The 25,256-nt window shown below is 72.8% G+C and carries 19 protein-coding genes; 9 read left to right on the top strand and 10 right to left on the bottom strand.

The genetic code is table 11. The features are described from left to right. Window positions 1–106: 106 nt before the first annotated feature. Window positions 107–880, top strand: a complete 774-nt coding sequence (locus tag GSY65_RS29640; protein ID WP_159774385.1) for a hypothetical protein — start codon at window positions 107–109, stop codon at window positions 878–880. 108 nt (window positions 881–988) lie between these two features. On the opposite strand, the gene GSY65_RS29635 is transcribed toward GSY65_RS29640, so the two are convergent. Together GSY65_RS29635 and GSY65_RS29630 are read right to left on the bottom strand one after the other, a co-directional pair. Continuing rightward, window positions 989–2,431 carry an NF041680 family putative transposase gene (locus GSY65_RS29635; protein WP_159775849.1) on the bottom strand — a complete coding sequence of 481 codons (1,443 nt, stop codon included), beginning with the start codon at window positions 2,429–2,431 and terminating at the stop codon, window positions 989–991. Between the two features lie 318 nt (window positions 2,432–2,749). Beyond that, window positions 2,750–3,715: a GntR family transcriptional regulator gene (locus GSY65_RS29630; protein ID WP_236580109.1), complete on the bottom strand. Its 966-nt coding sequence runs from the start codon at window positions 3,713–3,715 to the stop codon at window positions 2,750–2,752. 220 nt (window positions 3,716–3,935) lie between these two features. Between GSY65_RS29630 and GSY65_RS29625 the strand changes: the two genes are divergently transcribed. Then, window positions 3,936–4,802, top strand: coding sequence for a (2Fe-2S)-binding protein (locus tag GSY65_RS29625; RefSeq protein WP_201452709.1), 867 nt, complete (start codon window positions 3,936–3,938; stop codon window positions 4,800–4,802). Window positions 4,803–5,129: 327 nt separating this feature from the next. Further along, window positions 5,130–6,191: a DUF2637 domain-containing protein gene (locus GSY65_RS29620; RefSeq protein WP_159774381.1), complete on the top strand. Its 1,062-nt coding sequence runs from the start codon at window positions 5,130–5,132 to the stop codon at window positions 6,189–6,191. A 242-nt stretch (window positions 6,192–6,433) separates the two neighbouring features. On the opposite strand, the gene GSY65_RS29615 is transcribed toward GSY65_RS29620, so the two are convergent. Together GSY65_RS29615 and GSY65_RS29610 are read right to left on the bottom strand one after the other, a co-directional pair. After that, the gene (locus tag GSY65_RS29615; protein WP_159774379.1) at window positions 6,434–6,916 is read right to left on the bottom strand and encodes an ATP-binding protein; all 483 of its coding nucleotides are present in this window, start codon (window positions 6,914–6,916) and stop codon (window positions 6,434–6,436) included. Window positions 6,917–7,462: 546 nt separating this feature from the next. Further along, the gene (locus tag GSY65_RS29610) at window positions 7,463–9,274 is read right to left on the bottom strand and encodes a protein phosphatase 2C domain-containing protein (RefSeq protein WP_443043307.1); all 1,812 of its coding nucleotides are present in this window, start codon (window positions 9,272–9,274) and stop codon (window positions 7,463–7,465) included. A 998-nt stretch (window positions 9,275–10,272) separates the two neighbouring features. Between GSY65_RS29610 and GSY65_RS29605 the strand changes: the two genes are divergently transcribed. Then, window positions 10,273–10,755, top strand: a complete 483-nt coding sequence (locus GSY65_RS29605; RefSeq protein WP_159774377.1) for a DUF456 domain-containing protein — start codon at window positions 10,273–10,275, stop codon at window positions 10,753–10,755. 39 nt (window positions 10,756–10,794) lie between these two features. Here GSY65_RS29605 and GSY65_RS29600 read toward each other — a convergent pair whose 3' ends face one another. The 6 genes from GSY65_RS29600 to GSY65_RS29575 all read right to left on the bottom strand — a co-directional run bounded on the left by GSY65_RS29600 (window position 10,795) and on the right by GSY65_RS29575 (window position 18,965). Then, window positions 10,795–11,355, bottom strand: coding sequence for a methylated-DNA--[protein]-cysteine S-methyltransferase (locus GSY65_RS29600; protein WP_443043262.1), 561 nt, complete (start codon window positions 11,353–11,355; stop codon window positions 10,795–10,797). Further along, window positions 11,352–12,845, bottom strand: a complete 1,494-nt coding sequence (locus tag GSY65_RS29595; RefSeq protein WP_159774373.1) for an AlkA N-terminal domain-containing protein — start codon at window positions 12,843–12,845, stop codon at window positions 11,352–11,354. The genes GSY65_RS29600 and GSY65_RS29595 overlap by 4 nt, the downstream gene beginning before the upstream one ends. Window positions 12,846–13,217: 372 nt before the next feature. Continuing rightward, on the bottom strand, window positions 13,218–14,330 hold the full coding sequence (rsgA, locus tag GSY65_RS29590) for a ribosome small subunit-dependent GTPase A (protein WP_159774371.1): 1,113 nt from the start codon (window positions 14,328–14,330) through the stop codon (window positions 13,218–13,220). Window positions 14,331–14,695: 365 nt separating this feature from the next. Beyond that, on the bottom strand, window positions 14,696–16,213 hold the full coding sequence (locus tag GSY65_RS29585; RefSeq protein WP_159774369.1) for a cellulose-binding domain-containing protein: 1,518 nt from the start codon (window positions 16,211–16,213) through the stop codon (window positions 14,696–14,698). 214 nt (window positions 16,214–16,427) lie between these two features. After that, window positions 16,428–17,762, bottom strand: coding sequence for a radical SAM protein (locus tag GSY65_RS29580; protein WP_159774368.1), 1,335 nt, complete (start codon window positions 17,760–17,762; stop codon window positions 16,428–16,430). 186 nt (window positions 17,763–17,948) lie between these two features. Beyond that, window positions 17,949–18,965: a hydroxyacid dehydrogenase gene (locus tag GSY65_RS29575; RefSeq protein ID WP_159774366.1), complete on the bottom strand. Its 1,017-nt coding sequence runs from the start codon at window positions 18,963–18,965 to the stop codon at window positions 17,949–17,951. A 156-nt stretch (window positions 18,966–19,121) separates the two neighbouring features. On the opposite strand from GSY65_RS29575, the gene GSY65_RS29570 reads away from it, so the two are divergent. The 5 genes from GSY65_RS29570 (at window position 19,122) to GSY65_RS29550 (ending at window position 25,255) form a co-directional block, all read left to right on the top strand. Beyond that, a complete protein-coding gene (locus GSY65_RS29570; RefSeq protein WP_159774364.1) occupies window positions 19,122–20,369 on the top strand; it encodes an FAD-binding protein in 1,248 nt (415 codons plus the stop codon). 179 nt (window positions 20,370–20,548) lie between these two features. After that, complete coding sequence (locus tag GSY65_RS29565) at window positions 20,549–21,802, top strand: ROK family transcriptional regulator (protein ID WP_201452708.1); 1,254 nt, start codon at window positions 20,549–20,551, stop codon at window positions 21,800–21,802. Window positions 21,803–22,110: 308 nt separating this feature from the next. Next, a complete protein-coding gene (locus GSY65_RS29560) occupies window positions 22,111–23,376 on the top strand; it encodes an ABC transporter substrate-binding protein (RefSeq protein ID WP_159774360.1) in 1,266 nt (421 codons plus the stop codon). Window positions 23,377–23,399: 23 nt separating this feature from the next. Next, window positions 23,400–24,365, top strand: a complete 966-nt coding sequence (locus GSY65_RS29555; RefSeq protein WP_159774358.1) for a carbohydrate ABC transporter permease — start codon at window positions 23,400–23,402, stop codon at window positions 24,363–24,365. Further along, window positions 24,362–25,255, top strand: a complete 894-nt coding sequence (locus GSY65_RS29550) for a carbohydrate ABC transporter permease (RefSeq protein ID WP_159774356.1) — start codon at window positions 24,362–24,364, stop codon at window positions 25,253–25,255. Before GSY65_RS29555 ends, GSY65_RS29550 begins: the two co-directional genes overlap by 4 nt. The last annotated feature ends 1 nt before the right edge of the window (window position 25,256 follow it).

The raw sequence follows: 25,256 nt of genomic DNA, 5'->3' as shown, positions 1-25,256 counted from the left end.
CCATGACTTTGTGAATTCTTTCACCCACCCTCTTGGCCAGCCCGGCCATTCGTGTTGAGATGCCGCCACCAACTCAAGGCTCAACGGTGTGCTCGGGGAGGGCAACGTGGCGCATACCGCCATGTCTGGTTACGGAACGACCGCCGGCGACGATCCACTCCAGACCGCGGTATGGCGCCTGCGTTCACGAGCGTGCTGGGTCGACGCGGCCGCTCTCGTCGAACCCGTCAGCCCACGGGCCGCGCTGCAGCGCACCGCGCTCCTCGTCGAACGCTGCCTCTACACCGAGCAGGGCTGGGAGGAGGCCGAGGACGCGCTGCGCACGGCCGAGGCGCAGGCCCGGACCGACGACGAGCGGGGCGCGGCGGCCTGTGAGCGGGGCCAGCTGGCGTACGCGGCCACGCTGCTCGGCGTCCGTGACCGCTCGGACGAGGCGCGGGCCGCGCTGGGCCGGGCGGCCGCCCTGATCGCGCCGGGCGCGCCCGGCCGGGCGCTGCTCGACTTCCGCCGGGGCCTCCTCGCGGAGAACCTCGCCGACGCCCCGCAGGCCGCACGCGCCGCCTACCGCCGCGCCCATGCCGGCGCCACCGCCCACGACGACCTGCTGCTGCAGTCGTTCACCTGGCGCCATCTGGCGGGACTCGCCCTGCGGGAGGGCGAGTTGGCCGAGGCACGCCACGGCTTCGCCGAATCCCTGCGCATCCGCGAGGAGTTGGGCTATCTGGTGGGTACGGCCCCCGCGCTCGCGTCACTCGCCGACGCCGAGCCCGAACCGGAGGCGTCCCGCCTCCGCGAGGAGGCCCGCCGCCTCTTCCGCCTGCTGGGCGGCGTACCGACCTGGCTCGCCCGCCAACTGGCCCCACCGGCGGCCACGGCGTGAGCGCGGGGCCGGGCCGTAACGGGACCTGGTGACGCGAGAGCCGGACGCCGCAGGACCGCCCTCCGGGCGGCGAAGGGGTCCGACGACTGCCCCCAGCTTGTTCTTTATCTACCAAGATCTTCCGGGCTTGCCGATGGCCTTGAGGGTCTCGGGGCGTTTGACGGTTTTCCCGACGTCGTAGCGGGGTGCCCGGCGTTTGTTCTTGGCGCCGGGTGGCCGCCCGGGACCGGTGCCACGAGGTTTGGGAACACGGCTCGGGCAGGCGAGGTGAGCGCGGATGTTCCTGAACCCCCGGCGGACACGGGCCGGGGTGAGCCGGCCGGAGGTGGTGGGTTTCTCCCACGGTCGGCGGAGGTCCTCAGCGAGTGTCCGGGCGAGTCTGAGCTGGGTGTGAGCGACGATCAGGAGCCAGGTCCAGCGGTCCGCGGCCTGAGGAGTGCGGAGTTTCGGCGTGGTCCAGCCCAGGGTCTGCTTCGCGAAGCGGAAGGTGTGCTCCAGGTCGAAGCGGCGGAGGAACACCTGCCAGAAGCGGTCCACGTCGTCCGAGGTGGCGCCGGTCTTCGAGGACCACAACCACACCGGCGGAGCATCTCGTTCCTTCGACAAGTGCTCAACCTTCAGCCGGATCAACGTCCCTTCCACCAGGGGAAGTTCGCCCTCATGGTCCAGCCACGAGGAACGGTGAGTGAGCCGGGGATGGACCCGGTCCCATGCCTGGGTCTCGGCCTTGCCGTAGTTGCTGGTGTCCGTGATCGTGGTGATTGCGGGCTCCGGCCAGGTCTCCGGTCTGGTGAACCGGAACTCCGGACCGTGCTTGGGCGGCCGGCCGTTGACGCCGTGCATCCGCGGTGGCTTCGGTAGACGCATGACGCGGTCGGAGCGGACCCGGCCGACCAGCTCAACCGGCAGGTCGCGCAGCACCCAGGCCAGACGGGTCACGTCGTAGCCCGCGTCACTGACGATCACGATGGCCGGGTCCCCGGCCTGCCACTGACCAGCGGCCATGAGCCGCTCGACGACACCTCTCAGCTGGTCTGCCGTGACGGCGGTCGCGTCGTCCACCGGACCCAGCCGGACCGCGTCCAGGATCGCGGTCCAGGAGGTGGCACCCGGCTCCAGCACGGCGACAAAGGAGTAGGGCCAGCCCGGAATGAACTGCGACGCCGTCTTCGCCCGGCCATACACGTGGCAGAACAGCCGCTCCGCCGAGCACGGCGCGTCCGAACGCAGCCACGGTGACACATCGACCGCCAGAACCAGGCGTCCACCATCGAAACGCGGCAGCGGCAGCCCTGCCAGCACTGTCCGCAGTTGGCCGACGTCGATCCTGCCGTGATTCAAGCCGCCGTACATCGCTCCGTGCCCACGCCGGTGCTCGGGCAGCAACGTCAGATCCACCGGTGACTTCACCGCACCGTCCGCGCACAGCACCGCGTCCACCAACTCGAACAACTCATCGCGCCGAGCGGTCAGACACTCGTAGAACTCGTCCCGGAAGCGTGACGCCTCCGCGAACGCTTCCCTCCGTACAGCATCAGGCAGCAGACTCACCCTCACGGCCTTCGTCTTGGTCACGTGCACCTTGGTCGGAGCACAGGATCAGACGAGGGCCGCCCCCACGTCCGGCGAATCCCCAGGTGAGCGACCCAGTTCGACACACGATTCGAGCCCGGAAGAAAAAGAACAAGCCCAGGGCGTGTTTTGAAAGTAGCGTCGTCTGCCCGAAGGGCAGGCTCGGCGGCGTCTGGTGCGTGCGATCGCACGGCGGAGGGTCGCCCCCCGGATACCGGTGGTATCGGGGTGATCCCGACAACGCGGCGAGCGTGCGCACCAGACGCCGCCGGGCAGACGGGACTTTCGCAACACGCCCTAGACCACCCCGCCGAAGTGGTTCCCCATGAGGCACTCCACGGCTTCGAGGTCGCCCGCGGCCAGCGCGTCCAGCAGCGCGATGTGCTCCGCCGCGTCGGCCATCAGCTCGATCCGCGTCCCCGCGGGCCCGGTGGTCAGCGGCAGCTGGCTCCTGCGGTGCAGGTCGTCCGCGACCTGCACCAACTGCTCGTTGCCGGCCAGCGACAGCATCCCACGGTGGAAGGCCCGGTCCGCCTCCCCGTAGGTCGCCCGGCATCCGGAGGACGCCGCCCGTGCCGTCTCCTCGGCCAGCGGCCTCAGCTCGGCCCAGCTGCCGGCCGGCAGGGTCCGCGCGAGCCGCAGGATCACCGGCACCTGGAGCAGCGCCCGCACCTCCGCCAGTTCGGCCAGCTCACGGGCGCCGCGCCGCACGACCCGGAAGCCCCGGTTGGGCACGACCTCGACGGCGCCCTCGATGGCCAGTTGCTGCATCGCCTCACGGACCGGGGTCGCCGAGACCCCGAACCGCTCGCCGAGCGCGGGCGCCGAGTACACCTCGCCGGGCGCCAGCTCACCGGCGGCGAGCGCGGCCCGCAGCGCGTCGAGGATCTGACCGCGTACGGAGGCCCGCTGCACGACGGGACGCCCCGGCGGCCGGGACCCGCCGGGCTCCGTGTCGTCCTTGTTGCCGCGGCCACGGGCGAGGGGGATGGGCGTCTCACTGTGGGTGTGCTCACCGCGGGCGGTGTCGACCGGCGGCGCACCCGCACGGCGGGCCGTACCGGCCGGCGGCACGGCGTCGCGGCGTCCCGCCTCACCGGTCGGGGCGGTGTCGCGGCGGCCGGCGGCCGCGGCGCGGCCCCGCTCCCGGTCCACGTCCGTCACCCCCGGCTGCGCGGGCACGCGGTAGGCCGTGGCCGGCCGGGCGGCGTCCGGCGCACTCGCGGCGGGGGCCTGGCGCGAACGCGGTCCGGCCTGGTTCACAGGTCCTCCTCCGAGCCGAGTCATGGGTCCACATGCGTGGGGCGGTGCGGCCGACCGGTGCGACCACCGGCGCCCGGGGGCGGTTGGTCACCACTGGGGTTGTTACCGGTCGTTAAGCACCATAGGCGCACATGCCCTCAGTTCAAACCCGGACCACCCAGAGCGAGCCTCGGGTAAGGTAAGCCTTACCTGGCAGCGACGGCGAAACGGCGGTCCCCGTATGCCCCACTCCGCACCGGCACCGGTCTCCCCCGCGCGCACGTCGCCCCTGACGGCCGCCTACGCGCGGTTGACCGAGGTCCTGCCCGTGATGAGCGTGACAGAACTCTCCCCCACGGATCCATTGCCCGAAGGGGAGGGATGGGTCAGCGCCGCCGGACTCGCGGCGGGCGGCGCGGACCTGGACGCGTTCCTGGCGTGGGACGAGGACCAGGTCCTCCGGGACCACGGGCGCACGGGACGCCCGGACGTCGTGGCCACCTTCGGACTGCACCGCTACTCCTGGTACGCGTGCCTCCTCTTCACCGTCCCCTGGTTCCTGGAGCGCCGGGTGCCGCGCTTCCCGGCGGAGCACGTGGCGTTCCAGCGGGAGCGGAGCCGGCTGGCGGTCCGCGGCGAGACGTTCAGCTGCCTGCCCGGCGATCCGGCCGCCACCGCGCCCGGCGCACGCGTGGTCCCGGACGAGGAGGCGCTGCGGGCCGAGGTGCGCGCCGCCTTCGCCGAGCACATAGAACCGGTCCTCGGCGGCTTCGGCCCGCGGATGCGGCGGCGCGGCCGCGCCCTGTGGGGCATGGCGACCGACGAGATCGTGGAGGGCATCTGGTACGTCGCCGAACTGCTCGGCCCCGACGAGCGGGAGCGGTGCCGGCGGGAACTGGAGCTGCTGCTGCCGGGCACGACCCGGCCGTACGTGGGCTCCGCGGGGTTCCGCGACCTGGCCGGGCCCGGCGGCGAGCCGCTGCCGACACGGGAGCGGGCGAGCTGCTGCATGTACTACACGCTGGCCCCCGAGGACATGTGCGTCACCTGCCCGCGCACCTGCGACGCCGATCGGATCGCCAAGCTGTCGGCGCCCGCGGCCGCCTGACGGTCCGTCTCCCGCGGGGCGGAACGGGACCCCCCGGCCATCGGCGGGGGCATGTGGCGTAAGATCCACTCCGGGTGGGACCCTCGTTGGGTTACAGGTGGTTCACAAATTCCTCACTCATCACGGGAACTTTCCGTAGAACCACTCGAACGGGTAATCTCACTCGCACTCAACTCCCGTCCCTCGCGCGGCAGTTCGAGCAGAATGCCGCCTGGCGTCACTCATTGCACTTCCTTGGCGGTCTCTTGCCCCGAAACCCCCTGAGGGCCGCGAGGATTGGGCCACTATGGCGGGCGTTACGCCCTATCCCAATGCAAGGGACCCCTGATGAGATTGACCGACATATCGCTGAACTGGCTGCTTCCGGGCGCCGTACTGCTCCTGGGCATGCTGGCGGCGGTGGCGGTGCTCGCGCGCGGCAAGCGCTCCGGGGAGCACGCTAAGACCGAGGATTCGTGGGAACGCAGTGAGGAGCGCCGCCGGCGCAAGGAGGCCCTGTACGGCACGGCCTCCTACATCCTTCTGTTCTGCTGTGCCGCGGTCGCCGCGGCGCTGTCCTTCCGGGGCCTGGTCGGGTTCGGTGAACAGAACCTGGGCCTCACCAACGGGTGGCAGTACCTGGTCCCGTTCGGCCTGGACGGCGCCGCCATGTTCTGCTCGGTGCTCGCGGTCCGCGAGGCCAGCCACGGTGACGCCGCTCTCGGCTCCCGCATACTCGTGTGGACGTTCGCGGGCGCCGCTGCCTGGTTCAACTGGGTGCACGCGCCCCGTGGCCTCGGTCATGACGGCGCCCCGCAGTTCTTCGCCGGCATGTCCCTGTCCGCCGCGGTGCTGTTCGACCGCGCGCTGAAGCAGACCCGCCGCGCCGCGCTGCGCGAGCAGGGCCTGGTGCCGCGTCCGCTGCCGCAGATCCGTGTGGTCCGCTGGCTGCGGGCTCCGCGCGAGACGTACAGGGCCTGGTCGCTCATGCTTCTGGAGGGCGTGCGCAGCCTGGACGAGGCCGTGGACGAGGTGCGCGAAGACAAGCGCCTCAAGGAGGAGACCCGCGCACGCAAGCGGGAGCAGGAGCGTCTGGAGCGTGCCCACCTCAAGGCCATCAGCCGCGGGCACCGCGGACTGCCCGGCCGTGGTGGCGGCGGTGGCGGTGGCGGCGGCCAGCGCCAGGTGGACACCACCGTGGAGCGCGTCCCGGCACAGGCGGTCTCGGAGCCTGCCATATCGGCGCCGGAGCCCCTGCCCGTGCGCACCCGCCCCTCCCTGCAGCCCGTGCGCAACGGCTCTGACAAGTCGATCACCGTGGACCTCACCGCGGAGGACGACACAATGGCCCTGCCACGACTGGACTCCCTGGAGCGGAAGCTCAAGGACCTTGAGCAGCAGTTCGGCTGAGTCCGGACACACCATCGGACAGGGGCGCGGCAGCAGCCGCGCCCCTGTCCGTTTCCGCTTCCAGCGCCGCGGCACGCCCTGAGGGCTGTCCCGTAACCCGCGGTGGATCAGCGCACGGCGTCGGATACGGTGCATCGCAAGGCGGAGGAGCGTCCGCATACTGGATGTATGCGGGCGTTCCGACAACGCGGCGAGGTGCCGTAGCCGACGCCGTGCGCCCGCCGGGGATCACGGGACAGCACTCAGGTGAGGCCGCCGTCGAGGTCGAACCAGACCGACTTGCCCACCCCGTGCGACCGTACCCCCCAGGCGTCGGCGAGGGACTGCACGAGGAGGAGACCGCGGCCGTTGGTGCCGTCCTCGGTCTGCGCCGTCCTCGGTCGGGGCCTGCGGGCCACGAAGTCCCGCACCTCCACGTGGAGTCCGCGGGGTGAGACCGTGGCGGTCAGCACCGCGTCGTCGTCGGTGTGGATCAGTGCGTTGGTGACCAGCTCACTGGTGAGCAGTTCCGCTATCTCCGATCGTCCCGGCCGCCCCCACTGCCGCAGCAACTCCCGCAGGGCCTTGCGGGACTCGGGCACCGCCCGGAGATCCGCCCGCCCGAGTCTGCGGCTGAGCCGACCGGCACCGGGCTGCGCCGGCACGTCGTCGGTCTCTTCCTCCACCGCTTCCGCCGAGGACGCCCCGATCGCCACGGGACCGCCTCCTCGCGCCTGCCTCTTCATGACCCCCGCCCACGCGCCGATGACCGATTCCCCTCCTGCTCGAACACGCACACGGGGATCCTTGCCCGGTCCGGATCGCGGCACTCATGCCGAATCGCCAACGACCCTCCGTACGCCTTCAAACGCACAGGGTCAAGCCAGCCGTCGGTGCCGGAAGACAGCGCTTCCCGCCCCGGAAAACCCCCTCACACACCGGCGAACCCGACGGCGCGCCCCGGCCGGGCGGCCGGCATTCGACCCCGTGGTCCCGGCCGACCTTCCACGTGGGACGGGGGATTCGGCCGTGTCGCGACGGCACGGGACGGGCGGACGAGCCCCGCACCAGCAGTACGGACGGACCGCTCGGCGAGGATGATGTTCATTGGCTGAAATCAGACGCTGGTACGGGCCAAACGGGCCGGTACGGCAGCCCGGCAAGGGCCGCCCGGCGGGAGCCGTACGTGCCGACCTCCGCCTACCCCGGTCCGCCCGCTCCACGCGGCCCACGTGTCCGGCGGTCCCGCTGCCCGTGTGGCTGCGATCGGGCGCGATGGCCGGGCGCGGTGGTCAGGCCTCCCAGACGGCCGCCGCCGTGCGGTCGTCCGCGTACCCCTTGACGCGGACCTGGGCGTCGGCGAGATAGGCGGCGAGGCCCGGCGGCTCGCCGGTGCGCCAGCGGGCCGCGAGGTGGTCGGCGAGTTGTTCCTCGCCCCGCAGGGGGTCGGCGAGCCCCGGGGTGCACAGGAGCAGGACGTCGCCCTCGCGGGCCACGGAGGCACGGAACCGGAAGGGTGCGCGGGGCGGCGCGGGGGCGGGTTCGTACGGGCTCGGCGGGGTCGCGATGCCGAGGTCCATGGTGAGCCGGTCGCCCTCGGGGGTCTCGTGCGGCAGCGAGCCGAATCCGACCACCGGCGCCCCGGCGGACTCCGCGACCCGTGGCTCGATGTCCTGCCATTCCCCGCCCCGCAGCCGGAACAGTCCCCCCGTCCCGACCCCGAAGAACACCCGGGTACGGCACCGGGGGTCGGCCGGGAGCAGCAGACAGCGCAGGCTCGCGGTGTACTCGTCCGGGTCGAGCCCCTGCTCGACCCCGCTCGCGCGGAGTCTGCCGAGGCAGCGGTCGGTGAGACGGTGCAGCCCCGACTTCAGCTCGCCGCGCCGGGCGCCCCTGATGTCCTCCGCCAGACGGGCGTGGCTACGCCCGACGGCCTGCGCGATCCACCGGCACGCCTCGGCCGCAGCCCGGTGCGCGCCCGGGGTCGCCCGGCCGCCGGTCGCCATCGCCACCAGCACCAGGGCCTGCTCGCCCACGCCGAACCGGGCGGTCAGCAGCGCGTCCCGGCGCGGTTCGCCGCGGTAGCGCGCCGAGTCGCCGCGCAGGGAGACGGCACGCAGGGTGCAAGCGCCGTAGCAAGCCCCGTCGAGCACCGTGTCCGCGACCAGGTCGCCGAGATCGTCCGGGTCGGCCGGCGGCAGGGCGGTCGGCTCCGGGTCGTACGTCGGCGGCCCGGACCCCACGTGGTCCACGTGCACCGGCCGGCTCCCGGTGGCGAGCCTGACCTCCCGCGCCTGGAGGGTGCGCGGGTCCACGTCCGCGTCGGGCCGCGCGTCGGAGGGCTCGGGGGCGGCGGGACCGGACGGCGCGGCGGCAGCCGCCGGGGCGCCGGGGACCGGGGGACGGTCCGGGGCGGGAGGCACTGTTTCCGGTGGGGCGTCCGGGGCGGGGGTGCCGGGCGGGGCGAGGGCCGGCTGGGGGTCGGCGGGACGCTGCGCGAAGGGGGCGGCGTCGGTGGGTGGGGGCGGGGTCGGAGGGCCGGCGGGGTCGGGTGCGGGGCGGTCGGGGGCGGGCGGCACCGACCCGGAGGGCGGGGGTGGTACGGCACCGGTGGGCGGGGGCGGGACGAGGGGTGGGGCCGGAGGTGGGGCGGGGTGCGACCAGGGGGTGGAGGTCAGCGGGCCCGTTCCGGAGCGGGTCGGTCCGGCCGGGCGCGCCCAGGGTCCCGGCGGCCAGGACGAGCCGGGCTGCCCCGACCGCCTCGACGACGGGGAGGCGGAACCGGGCAGCGCATCCGGCCGGGGCGGTGTGCCCGCGCCACCGGGGGCCGCATCGCCGAGGGCCGCGCCGCCCGTGGCCGCGCCGCCGGACGGCCGCCCACGCGACGCATCCGCACGGAACCCGGGGGGCCTCGGCCCGGGTGGGAAGACCCCGGGCTCCGGCGCCTCGGCCGAAGGGGGCTGAGCGGGGGGCGCCGGAGGCTGTCCCCCGGATCCGAACGGACCGCCTGACGGGGGCCGGCCACCGGCTGGGGGCTGCTCGGCGGACGGGGTCCGGTCTCCCGTCGGCTGCTGGGCGGCTGCCGACGGCGGGGCGGACGGCAGCCGGCCGTCCGCGGGGGGCCGGCCACCGGCTGGAGGCCGGCCCCCCGCGCGGGGCTGCCGCCCGGTCGGGGACTGCTCGGCGGGCGGCGCGGTGCGGTCCGTCGACGGCGGGTGGGCGGGCGAGGAACCGTCGGGCGGTGGTGAGGCGACGGGCGGCGGCTCCCACGGGGCCGGCTGAGGGTGCAGGCCGCTGCGGCGCAGGGCGGCGGTGGCGGGATCGGAGTCCTGCGGCGGAGGGGACGGCTCGGGGGCCGGGGTGGGAGCAGGCCCAGGACGGTCGGGGGAGCCCTGCGGCGGGACCCTGTCCGAGCGGGAGGCCCTGTCAGAAAGGGACCCACCGTCCGGGCGGGGCCCGGTGGCCGGGGGGTCCGACGGTCCTGTCGGGACCGGGGCGGCGGGGCTGCCGGGGCCGGTGCTTCCGGTGGCCGTACCGCTGGGGCCGTCCGGTTCGGCGGCCCGGGGTCGGCGCGCGCTCGGCGGGTCGGTCGGCCCCGTCCCGTTCGGTGGCGCCGCCGGCCCGTTCGCGACCGTGTTCGCCGCGGAGGCGAACCGGTCGTCGAGGGAATCGGCCGCGACCGAGGGCCCCGTGTCCCCACTGGCGTCGTCGTACAACTGCCGCCACCAGTCGTCCTCATGACCGGTCGGCCTCTCCCCCTGCTGACTCATGCCCGTAATTGTCCACCTCAACAGCCGTATGAAAACGGGGCATCCAGAAAATCAGCTCGTAGGGCCGACGGCCGCACGGCGTGTCGCATTACACGTCGAACTCTGGTGCGAGAAAAGGGAGTCGAGGGACGGGAGGACTCTCCGGGGGCGCCCGTCGTTCCGCGTCCGCGGGGGTGGTGCGGGACCGTCCGCCCGGGTCCGCCTGGGGGCGCGCCGTCTCGCGGAGCGGGACGGCGGCGGACGGGTCGCGGCCTCCCGGTGCCAGGCCACGGCCGACACCAAGGCCTCCTCCCTGACCTGCGGTTTCTCGTGCGGTCCTGCACCCTGGGCAGATGGGAGCGTGGGAACTCCTGCTGGTCGGCGTGGTCGTGCTGCTCGGCCTGTGCGGAGTGCTGGTGCCGGGTGTGCCGGGGTCCTTGCTGGTGTGGGCCGGGGTGATGTGGTGGGCGCTGGAGGAGCCCCGCCCGGTTGCCTGGTGGGTGCTGGTCGGCTCCACGACCGTCCTGCTGCTGTCCCGGGCGGTCCGCTGGATGCTGGCTCCCCGTCGCCTGGAGCTGAGCGGCGCCTCCCCCCGCATGGCGGTGTACGCCGGTGTCGGGGCGCTCCTGGGTTTCGTCCTCGTGCCGGTGGTCGGCGCGATCCCGGGCTTCGTCGGCGGGATCTACCTCTCCGAACGGCTCCGGCTCGGCCGGCACCGCGAGGCGCTGGCAGCCGCCCGCACGGCCATGCGGTCCGGTGGCTCCAGCGTGCTGGCGGAACTCTTCGCCTGCCTGCTCATCGCCGGGGCGTGGCTGGGGGCGGTGTTCGGCCGCTGAGCGGCCTCCCCCGCCCCGGCCCGCCCGTCCCGCCCCGTCTCACTCCGCCAGGAGAGCTCCCTCCAGGCCGAGCAGCTGACGCTTGCGGTCGAGGCCGCCGGCGTAACCCGTGAGGGTGCCGTCCGCACCGATCACCCGGTGGCAGGGGCGGAGGATGAGCAGCGGGTTGGCACCGATCGCGCCGCCGACGGCCCGGACGGCGGCCCGGGGCGCGCCGATACGGGAGGCGATGGCGCCGTACGTGGTGGTAGCGCCGTACGGCACGTCGTCGAGGGCGGCCCAGACCCGCTGCCGGAACTCCGTGCCCTCGGCACGCGTCGGGAGCCGGAACTCCTTGAGTTCCCCGGCGAAGTAGGCGGCGAGCTGCTCCACGGCCTCCCGGAAGGGTGCCGGGTCGTGGCGCCATTCCGGGAGCGGCACCCGGCCGCCCTTCTGCTCCGGCACGGACAGGGAGGTGAGCACGCCGGACGCGTCGGCGGTCAGGAGAAGGGGGCCGACGGGGCTGTCGACGGTGGTGCAGTAGGTACGCTGTGCGGCGCTCACGGCTGTGCTCCTCGGTGCCATCGGTCTGGTCGTCGTTACTGGTGGGGGCGTTGTCATCCGGTGCTCCGGGATGCCGGGTGCAGGTGGCGCAGGGCGTACGAGCGCCAGGGCCGCCAGGCGTCGGGCAGGGGGGTGTCCGGCGGGGCCACGTCCGGGTCGCCGAGGGCGCGGGTGCGGATCTCGGCGACGGTGCGCGGGTCCATGCCGGGCAGGGCGAGCAGCGCGGCCTCGGCCTCGTCGCGGTCGGCGCCCACGTCGAGGCGTACGGCGCCGTCGGCGAGGGCCGTGGCGAGCGCGCGGAGGGGGCCGCGGGTGTCGGCGTCGGCCAGCGCGGCCGGTTCGGGGAAGAGGTGGGTGAGCGTCCCGTGCGGGGCGTCCAGGGCCTTGCCGTACGTCTGTACGAGGCGTGCGGCTTCCGCCGGGCCGGCGAGGGCCCGGATCGCGAACTCCTCCGGGTCCGCCGCCCCCGGTGAGCGCAGGCCGGGCCGGGCGGCGACCAGCGGGGCGAGCCGCTCGTCGGCGCCGAGGCGCTCGTCGACGGCGTACGGATCGGCGTCGAGGTCGAAGAGCCGCCGCAGCCGCTGCACGGCGGTGGTGAGGTCGCGGGGGTCGGTGAGGTGGAGGCGGGCGTCCAGCCAGCCGCCGGGGCGGCCGGGCGCGGGGGCCGAGCGGTCGCGGCCGCCGGTGCCCGGACGTTCGTCGACCTCGGCGATCCCGGTGCCGTAGGGCAGGCGCAGGGTGCGGCGGTAGGTGCGGCGGCCCCGGGGGCCGCTGAGTTCCTCGACGCCGGGGATCGCCTCGGCGGCGAGGACGTCGAACAGGGCGGTGGACTGGTGGGGGCCGCGGTGGGCGAGGCGCAGGGGGATACCGGCGGACGGGATGCCGGTGCCCTCGGCGGAGGCGGCGCGGGCTGCGCGGGCGCCTCCTCCCGGGGCGGTGGGGGTGCCGGGACGCGAGCGGGCGGAGGTGGCCGGGCGCCGGACCGCGGGAGGTGCGGCGCGCAGGTCCGTGGGGGTCGCCGCGTAGATCGCGCGGATCGTGTCGTTGAACTGGCGGACGCTCGCGAAGCCGGAGGCGAAGGCGATCTCCGTGATCGGCAGGCTCGTGGTCCGCAGGAGGACGCGGGCGGTGTGGGCTCGTTGCGCGCGGGCGAGGGCGACGGGGCCCGCGCCCACCTCCGCGGTGAGCTGCCGCTGGATCTGGCGGGTGCTGTAGCCGAGCCGTCCGGCGAGTCCGGCGACGCCCTCGCGGTCGACGACGCCGTCCGCGATGAGGCGCATGGCGCGGGCCACGGCGTCCGCGCGGACGTTCCACTCGGCCGAGCCGGGGGTGGTGTCGGGACGGCAGCGGCGGCAGGCCCGGAACCCGGCCTGCTGAGCTGCCGCCGCGGTGGGGTGGAAGCGGACGTTGTGCCGTTTCGGGGTCACCGCGGGGCAGCTGGGGCGGCAGTAGATACCGGTGGTCGTGACGGCGAAGAAGAAGGTGCCGTCGAAGCGGGCGTCCCGGCTTCGCACGGCCTCGTACCTGGTGTCCTCGATGTCCTCCACGGTTCCAGTCTCGGTGACGACGAAGGGTTCGGCTGGCGGGATTCGGACACGGTTCTCCACGTCGACGGGCCTCGCCCGCGCCGCAGGCTGCGTGGGCACCGCCGGACGCCCGGCCCCGCTCAAGGTGGACCGGGCCGGCTCCAGGGGCCGGCCGGCCCCTGGAGGGACGGGCCTGCCGCCCGCCCTCCGGGGGCCTCGTGCCGGAGGCTGGTGCCGCGGCAGGTGACGTTCGCCCGTCGAGGAGCGGCGTGCGGTGCGTGCTCTCGGCGTGCCGGGCGCACGTCCTCGTACGGGATGTACTCGGGCTTGTGCCCGGTGCGGCGAGAGTGCGTGCCCACCGTCGCGACGGGGCGAACGTTGCCGGTCGCGGCACTAGTGACGGCCGCCGCGCTTCGCCTCCATCGCCGCGCGGCCCGCCGCGCCCCTGCGCTTCCACTCCTTGCGGATCTCCGCGCGCAGGCGGGCGTCGCTCTTGGCGACGATGCGCTGGTTCTCGCGGAGGAGCTTGCGGTAGCTCTCCAGACGGCGCGGGGACAGGTCACCCCTGTCGACCGCCTGGAGAACCGCGCAGCCCGGCTCGGCGACGTGCGCGCAGTCGTGGAAGCGGCAGCGCGCCCCGAGTTCCTCGATCTCGGCGAAGACCTGGTTGACGCCGGTCTCGGCATCCCAGAGGCCGACGCCGCGCAGTCCGGGGGTGTCGATGAGCACTCCGCCGCCGGGGAGGGCGAGGAGGTTGCGGGTGGTGGTGGTGTGCCGGCCCTTGCCGTCGACGTCGCGGGTGGCCTGGACGTCCATGACGTCCTCCCCGAGCAGCGCGTTGGCGAGGGTCGACTTGCCCGCGCCGGACTGCCCGAGCAGCACGGAGGTGCCGCCGGAGAGCACCGCGCCGAGGACGTCGAGGCCCTCGCCGGTGGTGGAGCTGACGGGGATGACGGGGACGCCGGGGGCGGTCGTCTCGACGTCCTGCACCAGGTACGCGAGCGTCACAGCGTCCGGTACGAGGTCGGCCTTGGTGAGCACGACCACGGGTTGCGCCCCGGACTCCCAGGCCAGCGCGAGGAACCGTTCGACGCGGCCGAGGTCGAGTTCCACGGCGAGCGACACGGCGACGACGGCGTGGTCGACGTTGGCGGCGAGGATCTGGCCCTCGGCGCGCTTGGAGGAGGTGGAGCGCACGAACGCGCTGCGGCGGGGCAGGTAGGTGCGGACATAGCGGGGGTCGCCCGCAGGTTCGACGGCGACCCAGTCGCCGGTGCACACGACCCGCATCGGGTCGTGCGGGGTGACGAACGCGGTGTCGGCCCGCAGCGGGCCGTCTGCCGTGACGACGTCGCACTGCCCCCGGTCGACCCGGACGACCCGCCCGGCGACGAGGCCCTCGGCGTCGTACGGGGCGAAGGCGTCCGCCCAGGCGTCGTCCCAGCCGTAGGGAGCGAGGGCGGAGGCAGAGGAGGCGGAACCGGAAGGAGAGCCGGAGAAAGTCAAGGGAGACCCTTCACAAGGGTGGTCCCGGCGGCCTCGCGCGGGCCCGTCAGGGGCGCCGCGGGGCGAGATCTGTGGGTGTCAGCCGGAGACCACGGAGGTGGACTGGATGGATTCCTGGATGCGGGCAGCGCTCGTCACCGTGACAGCCATCGGTCGACACCTCCTGTTCTCTGCTCGTCGTCGGCACCGGCGGCCGAAAGGGCCGCGGTGCGGGGTGGTCCCACCCTAGCGGGGGCCTACGGGGGCCCGTCAATCGAATTGACGGGCGGCCGGGAATCGGCCCGCCCGGCGGGCCGACCGAGGCCCCGGCGCGGTCGCCGACCCGCCGGTCCCCCGGCCCGCCCGCGGGCCGGGCCCCCCGCTGGTCAGCCGGCCGTCTTGCAGGGGCGGCCGTTGAGCGTGAAGTCGTCGGGAACGGTGTTGGCGTCGCTCTCCCAGGCGCCGAGGAAGCCGACGCCGAACGTGCCGCCCTTGGCCACCGTCTTGTTGTAGTCGGCGGCGGTGGCCGTCACGCGGGAGCCGTTCTGGTCGAAGGTGCCGTCCCACATCTGGGTGACGCGCTGGCCGCCCTCGTAGGACCAGCTGATGCGCCAGCCGTCGAGGGCCTTGGTGGTGGTGACGGTGACGGTGGCCTGGAAGCCGCCGGGCCACTCGTTGTCGACCTGGTAGCGGACGCGGCAGGTCGCGGAGGAGGGCTTGCCGGGCTCGACCGGCTCGTGCGACACCCGGGCGGGCGTCGAGGAGTCGCCCTGCGGTTGCTCGTTGCTGTTGCTGTCGCCGCCGTCCTCGTCGTCGGCGCCGGGCTCCTGCGGGCGGGTGGTGCTCTGCAGTTCGGACGACTTGCCGGACGGGCGGGGCTGTGCCTGCGGGAGGGAGGGGTCCCGCTGGGCGACCGGCGACTCGCTCGTGGTGCCGCCCCCGGCCACGGCCGTGTCGTCGTCGCCGAACTGCATGAGGGAGACGGCGAGCGCGAGCACGGAGACGACGGCGGCGCCGACCAGCAGCCCGGTGCGGCCGATCCGCGGGCGGGGTTCCGTGCCCGGCGACAGTCCCCGGTCGGTGCCGGTGGAGTCGGCGCGGCCGGGCAGGAGGCCCGCCTCGGCGGCGCGGCGGCGGCGCTCCAGGTAGGCGAGTCCGCCCCAGCCGATGACGCCGCCGGCGAGGGCGGCGGGCAGGCCGCCGCCGTGCAGCCCGAGGCAGGAGGCCGCCTCGGCGCACTCCACACAGGTGGCGAGGTGCCGGGAGAGGTCGTCGGGGGTCTCCGTGCCGGGCGAGCGGGTGACCGCGTCCAGCAGCCGCGCGTAGCTGCGGCAGTCGGCGTCCATGGGGGTGTCGGCCAGGTTGCGCTGGCAGCGGTCGCGGAACAGGCCGCGCACCTGGTCGAGTTCGGCGCGGGCGACGGCCGGGTCCAGGCCGAGCCTGCGGGCCACCGACGTCAGGGGCAGCGACTCGACCTCGGCCAGCCACAGCAGCGCCGCGTCGGGCTCCTGCATGTCCCGGAGGGCGCGCAGGGCGAGGGGGCGGTGCAGCGGCGGTCCGGCGTAGCGGAAGGCCTTGTCGGAGTTGAGCCACAGGCGCAGGTCGGGGTCGAGCCGGTGGCCCTGCCCGCCCGACTCCCAGGTGGCGGCGGTGGTCCTGACCCAGGTCAGGAGGAAGGGTATGCGGGGCAGGCGCAGGGCCCGCCGTCCCGCACCGCGGCCGGCGCCCGCCTCGAACTCCAGGACCTCGGCCTCCCGCATGCCGCTGCTGAAGGCCTGGGTGGCCAGTTGGGTCGCCGCGTTCGAGCCGGAGGTGCACAGATCGGCGTACGACAGGACCGCGTCCCAGCACTCCGAGAACAGCGCGGCTTCGACGGCGTCCTGGGGCTTCGGCAGGTCGGGCATGGGTCTCCTGCATCCACAGAGCGAGGGGGGAAGTCCACAAGAAAGGTCAACCGACCCCTGAGGCAAGGGAGTTGAGGGGACCACCTTGTGGCGGCCCCGAGCTTTTCACGCTTCCCACACAACTGACAAGCCGCGTGTTCAGATGTGCCGAACGTCGGTTTCCGCTGTGGAGTTGTACGTACCGGAGCCCCATCCGACTCACCGGTCACGGCGGTTACTCGACTGTAACCTCTTCGGTGGCGCCCTCGACCGCCGGGAGGCTGTCCATGAAGGAGCTGACCGAGAAGACCGCGTGACCGGGGCCGGGCGGGCCGTAGCCGGGGGGCGAGGACAGACCGAAGTCGTCCATCGTGGCGCGGTATGCCTCCAGCAGCCTGATGTGGTACTCCAGCGGCGCGCCCTGCGGGTTGGCCTTGCCGAGCGGGGTCGTGGGCTCGGGGCACCAGGTGGTGAAGCGGGGCGTGATGCCGTGCGACATGAAGAAGCGCAGCCCCTCGGTGGTGGACGCGATGGCCTCGTCGACCGTGGTGAAGCCGAACGGCTCGGCCATCTCGACGCCTGCGACGAAGTTCGGGATGACGTTGCGCGCGCCGAAGACCTCCGCCGAGTCGAGGATGCGCTTGTGCCACTCGTCGCGGCCGACGTAGCGCTCCTTGCCCGGGCAGTACATCTTGAAGAGGTACTCGTCCCACACCTCGTAGTTGGGGTGGTAGATCTTCACGCCGTAGTCGTGGAAGCGCTTGACGTCGTCCAGCGGCAGCGCCTGCGCGACGACCTTGCCGATCCAGCGGTTCGGGAAGCGCTCCTCGATGGCCTTGGCGTAGTGGCCGTAGAAGTCGGCCTCGTCCCGTCCGGCGACGGTCTTGGTGATCGCGCCACCGGTGAGGGTGTACGCGGTGGAGGTCTTCGCGGTGTCGTACCGGTCGATGATCTCCAGGGCCTCCAGGACCTCGTCGACGTCCTTCACGCCCGTGTACGGCCGGCCGGCGGCCTTGTGCTGGCGCCAGTTGTGGTTGATGTCGCAGTACTGGCACTCCTCCTTGGCGCCGAAGTACTGGCAGACCCGGAACACGGTCAGGTAGATGAGGTAGCCCCACTGGATGGTGGGGGCCACCTCCATCACGGACTTCCCGTTGGAGAGGGTGTGCCGGTAGTACTCGGGCATCGGCGGCACGCCGACGTCCGCGATGCGGCGGCCATCGAGGTAGAGGCCGAGGAGGCCGTCGTCGTCGGCCGCGACGCGGTACGGCGACGACGGGTTGACCCGTACGGAGACGACGGTGCGCCGCAGGTCGTAGGGGCCGCCGGTGAGGATGATCTCCTCGGGCGGGCGGCGCAGCGCGGCCTCGCCCAGTTCGGGCAGGGTGCCGTGGTCGAAGGAGAAGATGAAGTACGACTTCGGCTTGACCTCGCCGTTCTCGTTGTCGCTGAGGGCGGAGGCGTCGAAGGCCACGCCGCCCCTGAGCAGGTCCTCCTTGAAGACGGCTTCCCGTGGCACGTGCGGGAACCTCTCCATCAGGTCCTCCACCAGCGCGGTGCGGCTGCCCATGCCGTTTCTCCTCTCGTTCGACTCCTCACGGTATGCCTCCGGCCCGGCGGAGGTGGGAGCGGGGCCCCCGAGCGGGTCGCGCGGCGGCCACGACCGGGATCACCCTTGTCGCGCGCGTCACACTGAGCACCGCGTCCCACGGAGCCCGCACGTCACGCGGAGCGCCGCCTCACGCGGAGCCGCACATCACGCGGAGCGTTCCAGTACGGCGCGGTCGAGCGCGTGGGCCGGGAGGGTGCCGGCGGCGAGGCGTTCGGCCTCCTCGGTGACCGAGAGGCCCAGGCGGGCGAGCTCGTTGCCCTGGGAGCCGGCGAGGTGGGGGGTGACGAAGGCGTTGGGGAGGTCGAGGAGCGGGGAGTCGGCGGGCAGCGGCTCGGGGTCGGTGACGTCGAGGATGGCGGAGAGGCGGCCCGCGCCGAGTTCTGCGATGAGCGCGTCGTGGTCGACCAGGGCGCCGCGGGCGGTGTTGACGAGGACGGCCCCGTCGGGCATGAGGGCGAGTTCGCGCCGGCCGAGGAGGCGGTGGGTCTCGGGGGTGTCGGGGGCGTGGACGGTCACGATGTCGCAGGTGCGCAGGAGGTCGTCGAGCGGCAGCAGGGTCACGCCGAGGGCAGCGGCTCCCGCCTCGTCGACGTACGGGTCGGTGAGGCTCACCCGCAGGTCGAAGGGGCGCAGCAGTTGGATGACACGGCGGCCGATGCGGGAGGCCCCGATGACGCCGACGCGGCGGCCGTGGTTGCCGATGCCGGGGACGATGCCCCAGCCGGGGTGGCTCGGTTCGGCGCGCAGGCGGTCGCGCCGGACGAGGACGTCCTTTCCGGCGAGCAGGATCATCGCGAGGGTGTACTCGGCGACGGGCACGGCGTTGGCGTCGGCGGCGGTGGAGACCGTGATGCCCCGTTCCCAGACGGCCGGCGTGACGAAGCCCTTCACCGAGCCGGCGGTGTGCAGGATCGTGCGCAGGGCGGGCGCCGCGTCGAGCACCGCCGCGTCGATCAGGGGACAGCCCCAGCCGGTGATCAGCACCTCGGCCGCGGCGAGCACCGGCCGGACGCGCGGGTCGGCGAAGTCCTCGGCGCGCTCGACGACCAGCGCGGGGTCGACGTCCACAGCCTCCCGCAGCCGGGACAGCACCTCCGGCGGGAAGATCAGCGGAACGTTCTCGGCGGTCATGGCGAACACGGCACGGGGACGCTCGGGCAAGAAAGTGGCCTTCCGGTCGGGACGCTCGACGGCAGTAACCGTTCTCACACCGTAGGCGGGCGGGCGAGAGGGGGTCAACGGACCGCCCGGACCAGGGAGGATGAGCGCACCTAGGGAATGGGCCCCCGGGCTCGCGGACGGTGGAGGACTTCAGGCATGACGACCGAGACCCTGACCAACTGGGCGCGGAACATCACGTACCGCGCGAAGGAGCTGCACCGGCCGCGCTCGGTCGACGCGCTGCGGGCCCTGGTCGCGGGCAGCGAGCGGGTGCGGGTGCTGGGCAGCGGCCACTCGTTCAACGAGATCGCCGAGCCCGGCCCGGACGGGGTGCTGCTGTCGCTGTCCGCGCTGCCGCCGGTGATCGAGGTGGACCCGGCGGCCCGGACGGTACGGGTCGGGGGCGGCGTGCGGTACGCGGAGCTGGCCCGCGCGGTGCACGCCCACGGCCTCGCCCTGCACAACATGGCCTCGCTGCCGCACATCTCGGTGGCGGGGTCGGTGGCCACCGGCACCCATGGTTCGGGAAACGGCAACGGGCCGCTCGCGGCGGCCGTCAGCGAGGTCGAGCTGGTCCTCGCGGACGGCTCGACGCTGGTCCTGGGGCGCGGCGACGAGCGCTTCGGCGGGGCGGTGACCTCGCTCGGCGCCCTCGGTGTGGTCACGGCGCTCACCCTCGATCTGGAGCCGGCCTTCGAGGTGAGCCAGACCGTGCACGGCCCGCTCCCCCTGGCGGGGCTGGACTTCGGGGCGGTCTCGGCGGCGGCGTACAGCGTGAGCCTGTTCACCCGGTGGCGGCACTCCGGTTTCGACCAGGTCTGGGTCAAGCGGCGCACCGATCAGCCGGTCCGGGAGTTCCCGTGGGCCGAGCCCGCGGCCGGGCCGGTGCACCCGGTGCCGGGGATGCCGTCGGTGAACTGCACGGAGCAGCTGGGGGTGCCCGGCCCGTGGCACGAGCGGCTGCCGCACTTCCGGGCGGAGTTCACGCCGAGCAGCGGGGAGGAGTTGCAGTCGGAGTACCTGCTGCCGCGTGCGGAGGCCGGCCGGGCGCTGCGCGCGCTGGACGGGTTGCGGGAGGTGGTGGCGCCCGTGCTCCAGGTGTGCGAGGTCCGTACGGTGGCCGCCGACGACCAGTGGCTCAGCCCGTCCCACGGCCGGGACACGGTCGCGCTGCACTTCACGTGGATCGCCGACACGGCGGCCGTGCTGCCGGTGGTGGGTCGGGTGGAGGAGGCGCTGGCACCGCTGGGGGCCCGGCCGCACTGGGGAAAGGTGTTCACGGTTCCGGCGGCCGCGCTGCGGGAGCTGTACCCCCGGCTGGGTGAATTCCGTGCGCTGGCCGAGGCACTGGATCCGGCGGGCGCGTTCCGCAACGCGTTCGTGCGGGAGGTGCTCGGCGGCTGAGGCGGGTCTCTCACCTGGGGTTGCGGCGGCCCGCCACTCTTCGGCCATGTGCCGCCGCCCGCCACGGCCACTTTGTAAACCCCCTTTCCTAACCCCTTGTCGAAAGTCCCTCCTAGTCATAGCCTTGCGCCGCGCCGGGGCCGCATGCCTCGCCACGGCCCGGAGGGATCGAGGAGAACATGTCGTCGGTGAAGCGCACGTCTCGCGACATTCGCACCGCGAACCGCTACGAGGTGCTGCGCCAGATCATCGCCGAGTCTCCCACGTCCCGGCAGGAGCTCGCGGCGGCCACCGGACTGAGCCTCGCGACGGTCGCGACGCTGGTCGGGGAGCTGCTCGACCTGCGGTTGATCACCGAGGTCGGCTTCGAGGACTCCGCCGGCGGGCGCCCCCGGGGGCTCGTCGCCGTCAACACCACCGGCGGCGCGCTGATCGGCGTCGACATCGCCGAGACCTATGTCCGGGTAGAGCTGTTCGACCTGGCGCTCAACGTGCTGGCCCGCGCGGACGAGGACATGCGCCCGGGTGAGAGCCGGCCGGAGCAGGTCGTCGGCCATGTCGCGGCCGCCGTGGGCTCGGTGGTCACCCAGGCCGGGGTGGAGGGTGCGCGCGTGCTCGGGGTCGGGGTGAGCGTGCCGGGCCAGGTGGACCGGGAGGGTGGGGTGTCGGAGTACGCCCCGAACTGGGACTGGCACGACGTCCCGCTGCTCGACCTGCTCGCCGAGCACATCGCCTACCCGCTCTACCTGGACAATCCGCTGCGGGCCTGCGCGGTCGCCGAGCTGTGGTTCGGCGCGGCCCGGGGCCGGGGGGACGCCGTCGTGGTGAACCTCGGCACGGGGGTGGGCGCCGGGCTGGTGCTGGGCGGCGGACTGCACCGGGGGGTCAGCAACAGCGCCGGGGAGTGGGGGCACACCACGCTCGTGCTCGACGGGCGGCTGTGCCACTGCGGCAACCACGGCTGCGTGGAGACCTATGTCGGCGCGCCCGGCATCATGCTGCACCTGCGGGAACTCGCCCCGCAGAGCACCCTGCTGCACCCCGAGGACCAGACCGCGACCATCGACGCCCTCGCCCGGGGTGTGGCCGACGGGGACCCCGTCGCGCTGAAGGTCGTCCGGGACACCGCCCGTTACCTCGGTGCCGGTATCGCCGACCTGGTCAACCTGCTCAACCCCGAAGTGGTCGTGCTCAGCAGCTGGGTCGCGGCCACGCTCGGCGAACCGCTCCTCGCGGAGGTGCGGCAGGCCGTGGCCCGGCACTCGCTGCGCCGGCCGCTGGACGCCGCCGAGATCGTCCTGTCCCCCATCCCGACCGACCCGGTGTGCCTGGGCGCCGCGACCTTCGCCCTCGAAGGGGCGCTGTCGTCGTTCAGCCAGCGGCCCGCCCGGCGTGCCGTCCCGGCGAGGAGCCGTACCGCGTCGGCGTCGTGAGGGAACGGGTGCGCACCGCGCCGGCCGGGCGTCGGGCCTGGTCGCGGCGGTGACACCCCCATGAGCAGAGGGCCGCCGGACCCTGACCCGGCGGCCCTCGCACATGTCCCGACCGCCTCCGGAACCACGCGCGTTCGGCTGCTCGAACCGAATACAACGCTTCGAACAGACTTCGTTCAACCCCTTGCCGAAGCCTTAGCCGAAGGTTAACGTCCCGCTCCGCAAGCCTCTTTGAGCCACTGGCACTGAGCCGCAGAGCCCTGCACCGGCGCAGCGCCGGGAGCCGCACTCGAGACAAGGACGTCAGCATGTCGGCATTGAGCAACAGGAACTTCGACCGCCGCACCGCACTGCGGGCCGCGCTGGGTCTGGCCGCCGCCGGCGGTCTCGCCGCGTGCGGCAGCAACAACGGCCGAGGCGGCGGCTCCGGGTCCGGCAAGGCCCTGACGCAGTACTTCCACGCCTACGGCGAGGCCGGCACCGAGCAGGCCGTCAAGCGGTACGCGAAGGCCTACAAGGACGCAGGCGTCACCACGCAGTGGATCACCGGCTCCAACTTCGAGAGCAAGCTGTTCGCGTCGCTGCTCACCGACAAGGCCCCCGACTGCTTCGAGTTCCACCCGCAGCTGCAGATGATCGAGAGCGGCCAGGTGGCGGACCTGACCGACCTGATCGAGCCGGTCAAGGACGACTTCAACCCCGCCGACATCCAGTCGCACACGGTCGACGGCAAGATCTACGGCATCCGGATGATCGACGACCCGCAGTTCTTCTTCTACCGCAAGTCGATGTTCGAGAAGGCCGGCGTCGAGGTCCCGCAGACGCTGGAGGAGCTGATCGAGGCCGCCGCGAAGCTGACCACGAGCAAGGTCAAGGGCGCCTACCTCGGCAACACCCTGCACGCGGTCATCAGCCCGATGATCTGGTCGGCCGGCGCCCAGCACCTGGACGACAAGAACCAGATCGCCTACCACACGGACGCGGTCGTCGACGGCTTCAAGCAGCTCCGCAAGCTGTTCACCAGCGGTGACCTGCTGCTCGACGCACCCACCGACTTCTGGGACCCGGCCGCGCTCAACCAGGGCCTGACCGCGATGCAGTGGTGCGGCATGTGGGCGATGCCGCAGATGCAGGAGGCGCTCGGCGACGACCTCGGCATCTTCCCGTTCCCGAAGGTCGGCGACGCGGGCAAGCAGTCCGTCTACAACGGCGGCTGGTCGATGTTCGTCAACGCCAAGGGCAAGAACGTCGAGGCGACCAAGGAATACGTGAAGTGGCTGTGGATCGACCAGAAGGAGTACCAGGAGGACTGGGCCCTCTCCTACGGCTTCCACATCCCGCCGCGCACCTCGATCGCGGAGTCCGCCGACAAGCTGAAGTCGGGTCTGCCGGCCGAGGGCGTCAAGCTCTTCAACGAGTTCGGCCACTTCGACAACATCGGTTGGACCCAGGCGAGCATCACCGCCCTGGAGGACGTCATGGCCAACTCGGTGCGCAAGGGCGGTGACCCGGACAAGGAGCTGACCAAGGCCGACGCCAAGGTCAACCGCGAGCTGAAGAAGCTGTTCGGATAGGCCTGGGGACAGGTAGCCACGACATGTCGACCATCACCAAGGACGGCGTCTCCAGCCCCGCCCCGGCGAAGGCCGCTCCGGCCAAGCCGCGGCGGGGGCTGCGGGGCTCCCCCTCCCTCAACTTCTGGCTCTTCACCGGGCCGTTCCTGATCGGCCTCGCCGTCTTCGTCTACACGCCGATCCTGTGGAGCCTGTGGCTGTCGTTCTTCGAGGCCCGCTTCACCGTCACCCCCGACAAGTTCGTCGGCCTCGAGAACTACGTCGTGATGCTGACCGACGAGGACTTCGTGGGGTCGCTCGGCACCTTCACCGTCTTCGCCGCGATCATCGTGCCGCTGACCTGGGCGACCTCGCTCGGGCTCGCGCTGATGGTGAACCGGCTGCGGTTCATGCGGGCGTTCTTCCGCTCGGTGTTCTTCCTGCCGACGGCGGTCAGCTACGTCGCCGCCTCGCTGATCTGGAAGATGTCCATCTTCAACGGTGTCCGCTTCGGCATGATGAACACCTTCCTCGGCCTGTTCGGGATCGACAACACCGCGTGGCTCGCCAGCCCCGACCCGCCGTGGTACTGGCTGGTCATCGTGACCGTGCGGCTCTGGCTCCAGGCCGGCTTCTACATGATCCTCTTCATCGCGGCCCTGCAGAACATCCCGCAGGAGATGTACGAGGCCGCCGCGATCGACGGCGCGAAGCCCGGCTGGCAGACGTTCTGGCACATCACCCTGCCCCAGCTGCGGGCCACCTCCACCGCCGTGATCCTGCTGCTCCTCGTGGCCGCCTACCAGGCGTTCGACGAGTTCTTCAACCTGCTGTCGAAGACCACCTGGGGCCGGCCACCGCTGATCGAGCTGTACTACAAGGCCCTCGGCGACAGCCAGGACTACGGCGCGGGCAGCGCGGGCGCGCTGATCCTCACCGTGCTGATCTGCCTCGTCACCCTGCTCCAGGGCAAGATCATGGGATTCGGAAGGGGTGAGGAGTCCAAGTGACCACCACGACGACACCTCCGGCGGAGCGGGTCGAGGCACCGGCCAGGCCGCGCAGGGTCCGCAGCGGCAGCGTGATCGGCTCGACCGGTCTCTACGTCGCCACCGGCATCGCCGCGCTCCTCTTCCTGATCCCCTTCTACCTGATCGTCCGCAACGCGCTGATGACGGACCCCGAGATCACCGGTGAGGAGTGGAAGTGGTTCCCCTCCGAGATCCAGTGGGGGAACTTCACCAAGCCGTTCGACGACCCGTCGGTCGACTTCGCGCGCTCGATGTGGAACTCGGCGGTCGTGGGCGTCCTGCACACCCTCGGCACGCTGCTGGTCTGCTCGCTGGCCGGCTACGGTCTCGCGCGCATCCCGTACAAGCACGCCAACAAGGTCTTCTACGCCGTCCTCGGCACCCTGATGGTGCCCACCGCCGTGACGTTCGTGCCCAGTTTCGTGCTGGTCTCGTCCCTCGGCTGGATCGACACCTACCGCGGCCTCATCATCCCCGGCCTCTTCAGTGGTTTCACCTGCTTCCTGTTCCGGCAGTACTTCCTGGGCTTCCCCAAGGAGCTGGAGGAGGCGGCACGCGTGGACGGGCTCGGTTACATGGGCGCGTACTGGCGGGTCGTCGTACCCAACTCACTGAACTTCTTCGCCGCCATGGCGACGATCACATTCATCAGTGGCTGGAACTCCTTCCTGTGGCCCCTGGTCATCGGTCAGGATCCCAGTGCGTGGACCGTCCAGGTCGCGCTCTCGAACTACATGACCGGCCAGACCATCACCTACCACCTGATCTTCATGGCCACGGCCATATCCATCCTGCCCCTGGTGTTCGTGTTCCTCTTCCTCCAGCGCTGGCTGGTGCAGGGCATCGCGCAGACTGGCATCAAGGGCTAGG

The sequence above is a fragment of the Streptomyces sp. HM190 genome (assembly GCF_009857135.1).
Classification (GTDB): Bacteria; Actinomycetota; Actinomycetes; order Streptomycetales; family Streptomycetaceae; genus Streptomyces; species Streptomyces heilongjiangensis.
The sequence above is the reverse complement of the archived record's forward strand: the minus strand, read 5'-3'. Positions and strand labels throughout refer to the sequence as shown.

Bases quoted from the DNA above. Each gene is read 5' to 3' on its own strand.
- GSY65_RS29625 (WP_201452709.1), top strand. From the start codon at position 3,936: ATGCCCCACTCCGCACCGGCACCGGTCTCCCCCGCGCGCACGTCGCCC.
- GSY65_RS29620 (WP_159774381.1), top strand. From the start codon at position 5,130: ATGAGATTGACCGACATATCGCTGAACTGGCTGCTTCCGGGCGCCGTA.
- GSY65_RS29615 (WP_159774379.1), bottom strand. From the start codon at position 6,916: ATGAAGAGGCAGGCGCGAGGAGGCGGTCCCGTGGCGATCGGGGCGTCC.
- GSY65_RS29605 (WP_159774377.1), top strand. From the start codon at position 10,273: ATGGGAGCGTGGGAACTCCTGCTGGTCGGCGTGGTCGTGCTGCTCGGC.
- GSY65_RS29600 (WP_443043262.1), bottom strand. From the start codon at position 11,355: ATGACAACGCCCCCACCAGTAACGACGACCAGACCGATGGCACCGAGG.
- GSY65_RS29585 (WP_159774369.1), bottom strand. From the start codon at position 16,213: ATGCCCGACCTGCCGAAGCCCCAGGACGCCGTCGAAGCCGCGCTGTTC.
- GSY65_RS29580 (WP_159774368.1), bottom strand. From the start codon at position 17,762: ATGGGCAGCCGCACCGCGCTGGTGGAGGACCTGATGGAGAGGTTCCCG.
- GSY65_RS29570 (WP_159774364.1), top strand. From the start codon at position 19,122: ATGACGACCGAGACCCTGACCAACTGGGCGCGGAACATCACGTACCGC.
- GSY65_RS29565 (WP_201452708.1), top strand. From the start codon at position 20,549: ATGTCGTCGGTGAAGCGCACGTCTCGCGACATTCGCACCGCGAACCGC.
- GSY65_RS29560 (WP_159774360.1), top strand. From the start codon at position 22,111: ATGTCGGCATTGAGCAACAGGAACTTCGACCGCCGCACCGCACTGCGG.
- GSY65_RS29555 (WP_159774358.1), top strand. From the start codon at position 23,400: ATGTCGACCATCACCAAGGACGGCGTCTCCAGCCCCGCCCCGGCGAAG.